The sequence below is a fragment of the Dyadobacter sp. genome (genome assembly GCF_039919315.1).
In the GTDB taxonomy this organism is placed as follows: domain Bacteria; phylum Bacteroidota; class Bacteroidia; order Cytophagales; family Spirosomataceae; genus Dyadobacter.
The window spans coordinates 1-12,803 of sequence record NZ_JBDSFX010000007.1 but is presented as its reverse complement, the minus strand read 5'-3'; the positions used below and the strand labels follow the sequence as shown (position 1 = coordinate 12,803).

The window sequence follows — 12,803 nt, the reverse complement described above, 5'->3', positions numbered from 1 at the left end:
CTTTTTAGCTGCCGGTGCTTTCGCAGCGGGTTTTTTCGCTCCACGCCCGGCTGGTTTGTCAGGAGTTTCGGCAGCCAATTTAACTACTTCTTCGTAAGTCAATGCGGCGGGATCCGTTCCTTTCGGGATTTTTACATTCTTTTTACCAAAAGCAATGTAAGGACCATATTTGCCATTCAAAACCTTTGCCTCTTTATCCTCACTGAATTCTTTGATCGTCCTGCTGCTGTCCTGCTGACGTTTTTCAATGATGATCTCTACCAGCCTTTCCTCTGTCACAGCCATTGGATCGTCTGTTTTGGCAAGAGATACATATTTGCCATCATGCTTCACATACGGTCCGAATTTACCAATGTTGACCACCAGCTCGCTATCTTCAAAAATACCCACGGTACGCGGCAATTTGAACAATTCAAACGCTTCCTCAATCGTAATGTTCTCCATCAGCTGACCTTTCTGTAGGCTCGCAAATTTTGGTTTTTCCTCGTCTTCCACATCACCGATCTGCACATAAGGGCCGTATTTGCCGATCCTTACCGACACTTTTTTACCCGTAGCAGGATCTTCTCCCAAATCTCTGGAAGTAAGGCTTTTATCAATTGCTTCCTCTTTGGCTTCCGCTACTTTTTTCTGAAACGGCGTGTAGAAGTTCTTGATCATATCGCGCCAGGCAAGCTGCCCTTCCGCAATGTGGTCAAAGTCCTTTTCAACGTTGGCCGTGAAAGAGTAATCGATGATATCATTGAAATGGCTTACTAAAAAGTCATTCACCACCATTCCGGTGCTTGTAGGGAATAGTTTCGATTTTTCTGAGCCGTACACTTCCTTATTTACTTTGCGCTGGATCTGGTCATTAGTCAAAGTCATTTCCCTGAACTCCCTTTCCGTACCCAGGCGGTCCTCCTTCACAATGTACTCACGTCTCAAAATAGTCGAAATCGTGGGAGCGTATGTGGACGGACGCCCGATACCCATTTCTTCCAGTTTCTTCACGAGACTGGCTTCCGTATAGCGGGGAGGGTTTCGTGTAAAGCGCTCAGTAGCTTTCATATCCGCCAGATTGAGGATCTGGTTAATGTTCAGCGGCGGCAGCATTCCTTTTTGCTCTTCATCGCTCTCATCATCATTGGATTCCAGGTATACCTTCAAAAACCCTTCAAACTTGATCACCTCGCCTTGCGCGATGAGTTCCTCAGAAGTAGTTGAAATAGCAATGGTAGCCGTAGTACGTTCCAGCTGCGCGTCCGACATTTGGGACGCAATGGCACGCTTCCAGATTAGTTCGTACAAACGTTGTTCGTTACGGTCACCGCTGCCCGTTAATGTTGAAAAGTCAGTCGGACGAATGGCTTCGTGAGCTTCCTGTGCCGATTCGGATTTGGTCTTGAAGATCCTTTTATTATAGTATTCCTGTCCGTACTCAGCGGTAATCTGCTGTCTAGCCTTTTCCAGCGCTTCCTCCGATAAGTTCGTGGAGTCGGTACGCATGTAGGAAATCTTTCCTGCTTCGTACAGTCTCTGCGCAACGGTCATGGTCTGGGCAACGGAGAAGCTCAGTTTTCTGGATGCTTCCTGTTGTAATGTAGAAGTTGTGAATGGCGGTGCAGGTGTTTTTTTTGCTGGTTTAACTTCAAGATTTTTGATAGAGAATTGTGCGCCGATGCATTTTTCAAGGAATTTCAGAGCGTCGTCCTCCGTTACGAAATTCTTGGCAAGTTCGGCATTCAATACCTTTCCATTGCCCAGGTCAAAATGAGCAGTTACCTTAAAACTGCTTTTACTTCTGAATGCGTCAATTTCTCTTTCACGCTCCACCACAATCCGCACAGCCACCGACTGCACACGACCTGCTGAGAGATTGGATTTACCTATTCTGATTTTTTTCCAAAGTACCGGTGAAAGTTCGTAACCCACGAGCCGGTCCAGAATCCTTCGTGCCTGCTGGGCATCTACAAGGTCAACGTCGATGATCCTTGGCTTTAATATGGCGTTTTGTAAAGCAGTTTTGGTAATCTCCCGAAATACAATGCGCTTGGTATCATCCGGCAGGCCGAGTGCTTCTTTTAAATGCCATGAAATAGCTTCTCCTTCACGGTCATCATCCGTCGCGAGCCACACTTCGGCGCCTTTGGCAAGCTTTTTCAGCTCAGAAATGACCTTTACTTTATCAGATGAAATCTCATAAGATGGTTGGAAATCATGCTCAACATCAACACCCATATCATGTTCAGGGAGGTCACGGACGTGTCCAAAACTGGACTTGACAGTGAAATCCTGCCCTAAATAACTTTCAATGGTTTTGGCCTTCGCCGGTGATTCTACGATCACCAGATTTTTCGACATAACTTTGGATTTAAGGGATCTGCTACCACTTTGAATGTCCAAATATAGGGCACATTCCTGCAAAAAATCAAAGCGCCTGAAAAAAGGTAATTTTAAACACCGGCAGATCAGGAGGTTTTCACCAGACGATTTTTAAATAATTTCCGAAATGTGAAGGATGGCAGAACAAAAACAAATATGACGGGGTTATCTAAACGTACCATTAGTATATAATGATGCTAAATAGTAGCGAAAAACTGACGGGATACCTTCGTATATTTGGTATTTTAGTACTTTCGCGTGTTTAATGACAACAGATAATCCCAATTTTGAGTAATGAATATTTATAAGGATTACATCAAAGAGATTGAAGAAAGAAAAACCCAGGGGCTTAATCCAAAGCCTATTGATGGTGCCGAATTGCTGAGCGAAATTATTTGGCAGATCAAAGATTCGGGTAATGAATACCGTGCCGACTCTCTTCATTTTTTTATTTACAATACTTTACCGGGAACCACAAGTGCTGCCGGTGTGAAAGCCAGGTTTTTAAAGGAAATCATTCTCGGCGAGTCCGTAGTAGATGAAATATCTCCTGCATTTGCCTTCGAATTATTGTCACACATGAAGGGTGGACGTTCGATCGAGGTGTTGCTTGATATTGCCCTGGGTGATAATGCTTATACTGCTAAAGAAGCTGCAAAGGTTTTAAAAACACAGGTTTTCCTATATGACGCAGATGTAGATCGTTTAAAGGAAGCATTCAAAAGCGGTAACGAAATCGCTAAAGAGATTCTTGAAAGTTACGCACAGGCTGAGTTCTTTACGAAACTGCCGGACATAGCGGAAGAAATTAAGATAGTTACTTACATTGCTGGTGAAGGCGACATTTCTACTGACTTGCTTTCTCCGGGCAACCAGGCCCATTCAAGATCAGATCGTGAACTTCATGGTTTATGTATGATCACTCCCAAGGCACAGCAGGAAATCAAGGCGTTGCAGGCAGAACATCCTGACAAAAGCGTGATGCTGATAGCAGAAAGAGGTACCATGGGTGTAGGTTCATCCAGAATGTCAGGAGTGAACAACGTGGCACTTTGGACTGGTAAGCAAGCAAGTCCATACATTCCATTCGTTAATATTGCTCCGATTGTTGGAGGTACCAATGGGATTTCTCCGATTTTCCTCACTACTGTCGACGTTACCGGCGGTATTGGTATTGATCTCAAAAACTGGGTAAAAAAAGTTGACGAAAATGGCACGATAATCCGCAATGAAAGCGGTGACCCTGTGCTTGAAGAGGTGTACTCTGTCGCTACTGGTACTGTTCTTACGATCAATACAAAAACGAAGAAATTGTATAATGGCGATCAGGAGCTGATTGATATCTCTAAGGCACTTACGCCTCAGAAGATGGAGTTTATAAAAGCCGGCGGGTCGTATGCGATTGTATTCGGTAAAAAGATCCAGACAGTTGCTGCGAGGATTCTGGGTATAGATATTCCTTTGGTATATGCTCCTTCAAAGGAAATTTCGCACGAAGGACAAGGTCTTACCGCGGTAGAGAAAATATTCAACAGAAATGCTGTGGGTACAACTCCGGGTAAAGTCTTACACGCCGGTTCGGATGTTCGTGTGGAGGTTAATATCGTAGGATCACAAGATACAACCGGTTTGATGACTTCTCAGGAATTGGAGTCAATGGCTGCAACTGTCATTTCACCAATCGTGGACGGCGCCTACCAATCGGGTTGCCACACTGCGTCAGTATGGGATAAAAAGGCGCAGGCCAACATTCCGAGGCTCATGAAGTTCATGAACGACTTCGGTTTGATTACTGCGCGTGATCCGAAAGGCGAATATCACGCTATGACGGACGTAATTCACAAAGTACTTAACGATATCGTTGTGGACGAGTGGGCGATCATCATCGGTGGCGACTCTCATACAAGAATGTCCAAGGGTGTTGCTTTTGGTGCTGACTCAGGAACTGTTGCACTTGCGCTTGCTACCGGTGAAGCGTCCATGCCAATTCCGGAATCGGTGAAGGTAACATTCAAGGGCGATATGAAGGATCACATGGATTTCCGTGATGTCGTTCATGCTACCCAGGCTCAGATGCTTCAGAAGTTTGGAGGAGAGAATGTTTTCCAGGGCAGGATCATTGAGGTTCATCTCGGAACGCTTCCTGCTGACCAGGCATTCACGTTTACAGACTGGACTGCAGAAATGAAGGCAAAAGCTTCTATCTGTATTTCAGAAGATGATACGCTGATTGAATCATTGGAAATTGCAAAAGGCAGAATCCAGATCATGATCGACAAGGGTATGGATAATCACAGGCAGGTTCTTCAAGGCTTGATCAATAGGGCTGATAAGAGAATTACGGAGATTAAATCGGGTGAGATGCCGGCTTTAACTCCGGATGCGAATGCCAAGTATTATGCTGAGGTTGTGATTGACCTGGATGTGATCGTGGAACCAATGATTGCCGATCCTGATGTTAACAACAAGGACGTTTCCAAACGTTACACGCATGATACCATTCGCACGCTCTCATACTATGGGGAAGATAAAAAAGTAGATCTTGGGTTTGTCGGTTCCTGCATGGTTCACAAAGGAGATTTAAAAATCGTTTCTCAGATGCTTAGGAACATTGAGGAGCAACAAGGTAAGGTAGAGTTCCATGCACCGCTCGTGGTGGCAGCGCCTACTTATAACATTATAGAAGAACTTAAAAGCGAAGGTGACTGGGATGTGTTGCAGAAGTACTCTGGTTTCGAATTCGACGATAACGCACCGAAAGGCGCGGCCCGTACCGAATACGAAAATATGATGTATCTGGAACGTCCGGGTTGTAACCTTTGCATGGGTAACCAGGAAAAAGCAGCCAAGGGAGACACTGTGATGGCCACTTCGACCCGTCTTTTCCAGGGAAGGGTAGTTGAAGATTCGGAGCGCAAAAAGGGAGAGTCTCTGCTTGCATCCACACCAGTGGTTGTGCTGTCTGCGATCCTGGGGCGGATCCCTAACATAAATGAATACAAGGCTGCGGTGGTAGGCATTGACCTGACCAAGTTCGCGCCTCCCGTTAAGCAATTGAGTAGATAGTAGTCGGTGGTTCGGTTTTTGATACGTGAGAATGTATTAGCATTAATTTAATTACTATGGCTTTTGACTTAGACATGATTAAGGGTGTTTACGCCCGCATGCAGGACAGAGTAAAAGCTGCCCGTCAAATAGGAGGGCGGCCTTTAACTTTGGCAGAGAAGATTTTATACTCGCATTTGTGGGAAGGTACCCCCACTCAGGTGTACGAGCGTGGTAAATCGTATGTAGATTTTGCGCCGGACCGTGTGGCGATGCAAGATGCAACTGCCCAAATGGCTCTTTTACAATTTATGCAGGCTGGCAGGCCCCAAGTTGCTGTTCCCTCTACCGTTCACTGTGATCACCTGATCCAGGCGGAGGTAGGCGCGGTGCAGGATTTGAAGAATGCCGTTGATAAAAATAAAGAAGTTTACGATTTCCTTTCTTCCGTATCCAATAAGTATGGCTTGGGGTTCTGGCGAGCGGGAGCGGGTATCATTCACCAGGTAGTACTTGAAAATTACGCGTTTCCAGGCGGCATGATGATCGGTACTGATTCTCACACCCCCAATGCAGGTGGTTTGGGAATGATCGCGATCGGTGTCGGCGGTGCTGATGCAAGTGATGTCATGTCGGGACTTGCGTGGGAGCTGAAAATGCCTCGTTTGATCGGCGTAAAATTAACCGGAAAACTGAGCGGATGGACTGCTGCCAAAGACGTTATCCTTTGGGTTGCAGGACAATTGACCGTAAAGGGTGGAACGGGTTATGTGGTTGAATACTTCGGAGACGGTGCTGAAAGCATTTCGGCGACAGGTAAGGCTACTATTTGCAACATGGGCGCTGAGATCGGGGCTACGACCTCCATTTTCGCCTATGACGCCAGAAGCGCAGCCTATTTGAGAGCGACTGAAAGGGGGGACATCGCCGATGCTGCTGATGCAGTGAAAGAATATTTGCGTTCTGATGATGAAATTTATGCAGATCCTGCAACCTATTTTGATCAGTTGATCGAATTGGATCTTTCGACCTTGGAGCCACACGTAAACGGACCATTCACGCCGGATTTGGCGTGGCCGCTTTCTAAGTTTGCCACTGCGGTAAGGGAAAACGGCTGGCCGGAAGTACTGTCGGTAGGTTTGATCGGATCTTGTACCAATTCAAGTTATGAAGATGTGAGCCGTGCAGCGTCGCTGGCGCAACAGGCCGTTGATAAAAAACTGACCGTAAGCTCAGAATATACCATTACGCCAGGTTCTGAACTCGTGCGCTATACAGTAGAACGTGATGGTTACCTGGATACATTTGCTAAAATCGGCGGTGTTGTTTTGGCTAATGCCTGCGGGCCCTGTATCGGTCAGTGGGCACGGCATGGCGCTGAAAAAGGAGAGAAAAACTCCATTATCACGTCATTCAACCGTAACTTTTCGAAACGGGCCGATGGTAACCCCAATACGCACTCATTCGTTGCTTCTCCTGAAATTGTAACAGCACTGGCCATTGCAGGCCGTCTTACTTTCGACCCGCGTACCGATAAACTTATTAATTCGGAAGGTGTAGAAGTGATGCTGGACGAACCAAGTGGTTTGGAGCAACCCGTCAGAGGATATGCAGTGGAAGATGCCGGTTATCAGGCTCCTGCAGAGGATCCAAGCCAGGTACAGGTGTTGGTAAGTCCTACTTCGGACCGGTTGCAATTGCTTGCGCCATTTCCTGAATGGGAGGGAACGGATCTTTTCGGTTTGAAACTGCTTATAAAGGCAAAAGGCAAGTGTACGACTGACCATATTTCAATGGCGGGGCCATGGTTGAAATACCGGGGTCACCTGGATAACATTTCTAACAATATGTTGATTGGTGCGGTTAATTTCTACAACGAGAAAACCAACACTATTAAAAATCAACTTTCCAATCAATACTCGGAAGTTCCTGCGGTACAGCGTGATTACAAAGCACATGGCATCGGAACGATTGTGGTGGGTGACGAAAATTATGGTGAAGGTTCATCCCGTGAGCACGCGGCCATGGAGCCACGGTTCCTGGGTGTTCGCGCGATCTTGACCAAATCTTTCGCACGTATCCACGAAACCAACCTGAAAAAGCAGGGAATGCTGGCTTTGACTTTTGCGAATACTTCTGATTATGATAAAATTCAGGAAGACGATACCATTGATATTCTTGGACTGGAAACATTTGCAGAAGGACAGCCTCTTACGATCGTGTTGCACCACAATGACGGTACCAATGAGGAGTTCCCTGTAAACCATACGTACAATGCACAGCAGATCGAATGGTTCAAAGCAGGTTCGGCATTGAATATTATTAGGAGGTCTGTGGGAGCGTAAAAACTGCCGGGAATTTGTAAAAACAATAAAAGAGGTTTCTTTCGAAGCCTCTTTTATTGTTTAGGCCCCAGCGGGGCCCCCTGTTTCTAGAATAATGATGTGATGATCGTTGCCAGCCCCGGAGGGGCTTCCTGTTTAAAAATGCTGAAATCATCAAAAGCAATGTCCCTTTCAGGAAACTCCTCCGGAGTTCAAAAATCTGCTGAATACCTGATTGCTAGGATCAGGGTGCCCCGCTGGGGCATTTTTTGCTACTTTCCTTTTCAATTCATTGATGCAATATTCTGCCTTTCTGCCTTTGGTAAGATTGAAAAAGAAAAATGAACATGCCTGTCATAATCGAAACATCGGCCATGTTGAAGATGCCGGTTTGAAAAAGACCGAAATTGATATGCATGAAATCTGTTACCGACCCGTGTACTAGTCTGTCGTAAATGTTGCCGATACCACCCCCGATTGCAAAACTCAGCGCCAGCGCACTCATCCAGGTCAGATTTCTTTTTAATAGCATGTAGATAACGCCAAAAAACAGGGCCATTAGCGGTATTACCGAAAGAAGGATAATTTTCAATGTGTCGGGCAAGTTGCTGCCAATGCTCAGAAATGCCCCGGTGTTTTCCACATACGTAATGGTCACGTAGTTTTCAACCACCTCAATGGTTTCATAAAAGCCGACGTTTTGCCTGACCACATTTTTGGAAATCTGGTCGCACCCGATATTGGCGACCAGAATGCACAGTATCGATATATTTCTGATAACCCGACTGGATTTAATTGGGAACATTTACTTTGTTAGACTTTTAATGGATGTAACCTTAACCTCCTTGAATTCAACCTCCGAACCCTCTGATTGCAATGCTATTTGCCCTTTTTCGGCAGTCGCATTATAGCCATAGTTGACAAGCTCGCCATTCAACCATACTTTAATGGAGTTTTTAAGACATTCAATGGTCATCGAATTCCATTCACCCAGCGGTTTTTCCGTTCCATCCGTCAGGTTAGGGATGCGGCGCAGTTTGTCACCATTTACTCCCCATTTTTCCTTAGGCCCGCGTCTTTTCTCCATATCAGGAACGGTGATGTCTTCCTGAATACACCAGAAATCGCCCGCGTTCTGGTTCATCATTTGTATTTCAATGGATTTAGGAAACATTTCATACAATGCTCTTGAAGTTGAAACAAATACCAACGCGCCACAATTGCCTGGTTTTCCTGCAAATCTGTATTGGAATGTCAAACGAAAATTCTGGTACTCAGCGTCGGTGATCAAATGCCCGCCCGGTGTTCCCATGCTGACAAGTAATCCGTTTCTGATCAGGAACGGGCTTTTCACTGCCGGGTCTTTGTCCATTTCGGGAACATCCACATGCCAGCCTTTCAAATCCTTTCCATTCAAAAGCTCTTTGGTTTGACTATGCGATTTTTGGGAAACAAGCAAGATCAGTGCACTTATCAGCAGTACCAGTTTTTTCATTTTGTTCAAGACTATTTTTAGTTTTAATGGTATTTGGAATGGAAAAATTAAGCAATAATCGTGTTACTAGGGCTATTGTGGTATAAAATGTAGCAGATATACTTTAAATTGAACCTTCTGCATTCTAAAAACATATTAGCTGTGATGAAAAAATTACTCTTCCTGGCTGCGTTGCCATTTTTAAGTTGCTATGCATCAGCGCAAAAAATCAGTTATGATGTTTCATTTCCCAACCTCATCCATCATGAGGCGAATATTGCTGTAACCGTCACCGACGCACCGCAAAAGGAACTTGTTTTCCGCATGAGCAGGTCTTCGCCTGGCAGGTACGCTACACATGAGTATGGGAAAAATATTTACGATGTGCTCGCTTTTGACAAAGCTGGTAGGTCGATATCGGTTCAAAGAGTAGATGGCGACATATATAAAGTGGCGGGAATCAATGGTTTTGTAAAGGTTCAATACACAATATATGCCAATCACGCGGATGGTACCTACGCCGGACTGGATCAAAGCAGCGTGCATTTGAATGCACCTGCGACATTTATGTGGGTGAAGGAATTGGAGAAAGCGCCGATCGAGGTGAAATTCAATTTACCAAAAGATCAGAAATGGATCATTGCAACCCAACTGCTGCCGGGAGGCGACGCGACTACCTTTACTGCACCGGACCTTCAATATTTAATGGATTCGCCGGTTAAAATCGGTAACCTCATTATTAAGGAATGGACTGTCAATAATCCGGACAAAAAGCCTTCAAAGTTCCGACTTGCGTTAGAAGCAAAGTCCACCGATTCGCTGGCAACCAATTTTGCGAGCAAGATCAAACGCATTACACAGGAAGCGCAAAACGTTTTTGGAGAGTACCCGGTTTTTGATTCTGGTCAATATACATTTCTGGCGAGCATCAATCCGTATGTCAGAGGCGATGGAATGGAGCACCGGAATAGCACGATGATTACACTCCCCGTTGCTTTCGATGGTTCCAGTAACCTGCTCGGCGTTTTTTCACACGAGTTTTTCCATACTTGGAATGTGGAGCGGATCAGACCGAAAACGCTGGAACCATTCAATTTCGAAAAGAGCAATATGAGCTTCGAACTGTGGTTCGCCGAGGGTTTTACGCAGTATTATGGAGACCTCATACTCGCGCGGGCAGGATTTGACTCTCCTGAAGAGTACTGTCAGACATTGACTTCGCTTGTGAATACCAAAGAAAACACAGCAGGAGCAAAGAGGATTTCACCCGTTCAGGCTAGTTGTAATGCTGTTTTTGTTGATGCGGGCGTTGCGGTGGACAAAACTAACTATCCCAATATTTACACATCCTATTATCCATATGGTGCGTCCATTGCATTGGCATTGGATTTGGAACTCAGGACGCGTGGCCTGACACTGGATGGTTTCATGAAAGCGCTTTGGGCAAAGCATGGAAAGCCGGAAATACCTTATCAGGTTTCAGATCTGCAAACTGTACTGGAGGTTTTTTCGAAGGACAAGGTTTTTGCTGAAAGTTTTTTCCAAAAGTATGTCAATGGTCATGAATCCTTTAATTATGCTCCTTTGCTTCAAATGGCGGGTTTATCACTAAAAAAGCAGTTTGAAGGACAGCCTTGGATAGGAGATGTGCGTTTCAAGGAGGGACCTGAACTGACAGTACAGTCCAATACGATCATTGGTACGCCATTGTATACTGCTGGAATTGACATTGATGATCAGTTGATTAAAGTTGATGGCAAAACGGTGGGTACTCAAGCTGAATTAACTGCCATTATTAAAGCGCATAAATCCGGCGAACAAATCACAGTTGATTACCGCCATCGGGACGACATTAAATCTACGATGCTTACGATCGCTGAAAATCCAAAGCTCATTGTTACGCTGAACGAAGGTGCAAATCTTCCAGTAACGGCGGAAATGAAAAAATTCCGCATGGAATGGCTGGATAGCAAGATTAAATGATCTTTCAAAAGCAAATAATTCAAAAGGCCGGAGTCGATTCCGGCCTTTTGAATTATGTTTTATCGAATTAGCAGCAGCTTTTTAGTTTCTGTTTCATAACCCTTTTTGATCTGCAAAATGTAAATTCCCGCAGGTGCACCATTCAATCGAATCTGTTCCTGATGGCTTCCTTTACCTTTTACTTTGCTGTTGTACCAGCTTTTGCCTTGCACATCCGTGACGGTAATGATTCCCTCGCCGTCGGTAACCAGTTTAAATTTCGCTTCAAAATGAGAAGTTGATGGATTCGGATAGACTGTCAGGGCTTCTTCAACATGGGTTGTTTGCGTTTTGGCTTCTGGTGCATCCATTCTGGCATTTTGCCCTCCACCCGTCACACAAATCTTATCCTGGCGGAGGCTCGGTCCGGGTAACCCTTGAATCCTAACTGTATTGTTACCTTCCGCAAGTGTAATGTTAATGATCTCCTCCCTCCATACAATGTTCCAGGTATAAGTAGACGGCAATTGTACTGACGGCAGCACTACCGTTCCATTCACAGCTAAACTCACGAGCGGATTACCTGAGGCATAATAGCGCAATTTCAATTGATAAGTCCCGGCTGCTTTCACACCATTCACGGTATAGTCCACATAATGGTTGTAGTTATTTTGATCGCCCCTTGTTTTACCTCCCGAAGCATTCGGATCACCTGTTACCGGGCCATTACCATCGGAATTCTCCGCTTCCAGGCATAAGTTTAACGGTTCTCCTGTCGGGGGCTGGCAGTTCGCTACGGTAATGGAAGCTGTGGCTGTTTTGCTTGTACAACCGTTTTTGGAAGCGGTAACAGTGTAATTAAATGCTCCATTGGTCCCGGGCGCATTGGTGTTGACCGAAATTCCTGACAAATTGATGCTATTTCCAGTCCATTGATAGGCAACACCACTGCAATTGGCGCCCGAGCAAGTAGCAGTCAGGCTGATCGCCGCCGAGCATGCCGGAGTAGCATTGGACGGAGCGGCAGTCACATTGAAATCACATTCAGCGGGTGTATTAGTACCCACATGAATGGTCAGGCTGGCCGTTTTGTCTGCGCATCCCGCTTTCGAAGCCTTCAGTGTATAAGTATAATCGCCTGGCGCAGAAGGTGCGTTGATATTAGCTGACGCGCCGGTCGCGTTGGCACCGTTGCCCGTCCATGCATAAGTGACGCTACCGCAATCCGCGCCGGTGCAGTTGGCATTGAATGTCATGGCCTGCTGCGGCGTGTAGGATTGCGAATTGGCAGTAGGGGCTATCGCAAAGTTGCAGGTAACCGGATTAGGATCAGGGTTTGTCGAGCCGTCGCCGGTGACGCAAATCTTGTCCTGACGAACAGCGTAGCCAGGCAATCCTTGAATACGCAATGTATTATTTCCTTGATTCAATGTCACATTGAATGTTTCCTCCCTCCAAACGATATTCCATGAATAAGTCGGCGGCAGCTGCACCGAAGGAATAGCATTACTGCCATTCACTGCCACACTTACCAGCGCATTGCCATTGGCATAATAACGGATTTTGACCTGATGTACGCCGGTAGCTTTCACACCATTCACGGCATAGTCCACATAATGGTTATAGTTATTCTG

At 45.6% G+C, this 12,803-nt stretch carries 7 protein-coding genes; 3 read left to right on the top strand and 4 right to left on the bottom strand.

What is annotated here, in order from left to right:
* On the bottom strand, positions 1-2,343 hold a 2,343-nt coding region (gene topA, locus ABIO93_RS02495; protein WP_348064068.1), incomplete at its 3' end, for a type I DNA topoisomerase.
* Positions 2,344-2,658: 315 nt separating this feature from the next.
* On the opposite strand from topA, the gene ABIO93_RS02490 reads away from it, so the two are divergent.
* Together ABIO93_RS02490 and ABIO93_RS02485 are read left to right on the top strand one after the other, a co-directional pair.
* The gene (locus ABIO93_RS02490; protein WP_348064066.1) at positions 2,659-5,430 is read left to right on the top strand and encodes a bifunctional aconitate hydratase 2/2-methylisocitrate dehydratase; all 2,772 of its coding nucleotides are present in this window, start codon (positions 2,659-2,661) and stop codon (positions 5,428-5,430) included.
* A 56-nt stretch (positions 5,431-5,486) separates the two neighbouring features.
* Positions 5,487-7,754, top strand: coding sequence for an aconitate hydratase (locus ABIO93_RS02485; RefSeq protein ID WP_348064064.1), 2,268 nt, complete (start codon positions 5,487-5,489; stop codon positions 7,752-7,754).
* Positions 7,755-8,022: 268 nt separating this feature from the next.
* Here ABIO93_RS02485 and lspA read toward each other — a convergent pair whose 3' ends face one another.
* Together lspA and ABIO93_RS02475 are read right to left on the bottom strand one after the other, a co-directional pair.
* Positions 8,023-8,538 (bottom strand): signal peptidase II, encoded by a 516-nt coding sequence (gene lspA / locus ABIO93_RS02480; protein ID WP_348064062.1) that lies wholly within the window; start codon positions 8,536-8,538, stop codon positions 8,023-8,025.
* Positions 8,539-9,228, bottom strand: coding sequence for a DUF1080 domain-containing protein (locus ABIO93_RS02475; protein ID WP_348064060.1), 690 nt, complete (start codon positions 9,226-9,228; stop codon positions 8,539-8,541). It abuts the gene before it with no gap.
* Positions 9,229-9,372: 144 nt separating this feature from the next.
* Between ABIO93_RS02475 and ABIO93_RS02470 the strand changes: the two genes are divergently transcribed.
* Entirely contained in the window at positions 9,373-11,190 is a 1,818-nt protein-coding gene (locus tag ABIO93_RS02470) for a PDZ domain-containing protein (RefSeq protein ID WP_348064058.1), read from the top strand.
* Between the two features lie 59 nt (positions 11,191-11,249).
* Here ABIO93_RS02470 and ABIO93_RS02465 read toward each other — a convergent pair.
* A partial coding sequence (locus tag ABIO93_RS02465; protein WP_348064056.1) for a T9SS type A sorting domain-containing protein occupies positions 11,250-12,803 on the bottom strand: 1,554 nt, incomplete at its 5' end.

Excerpts from the sequence above, each read along its gene's own strand:
- ABIO93_RS02490 (WP_348064066.1), top strand. The coding sequence starts at position 2,659 with ATGAATATTTATAAGGATTACATCAAAGAGATTGAAGAAAGAAAAACC.
- ABIO93_RS02485 (WP_348064064.1), top strand. The coding sequence starts at position 5,487 with ATGGCTTTTGACTTAGACATGATTAAGGGTGTTTACGCCCGCATGCAG.
- lspA (WP_348064062.1), bottom strand. The coding sequence starts at position 8,538 with ATGTTCCCAATTAAATCCAGTCGGGTTATCAGAAATATATCGATACTG.
- ABIO93_RS02475 (WP_348064060.1), bottom strand. The coding sequence starts at position 9,228 with ATGAAAAAACTGGTACTGCTGATAAGTGCACTGATCTTGCTTGTTTCC.
- ABIO93_RS02470 (WP_348064058.1), top strand. The coding sequence starts at position 9,373 with ATGAAAAAATTACTCTTCCTGGCTGCGTTGCCATTTTTAAGTTGCTAT.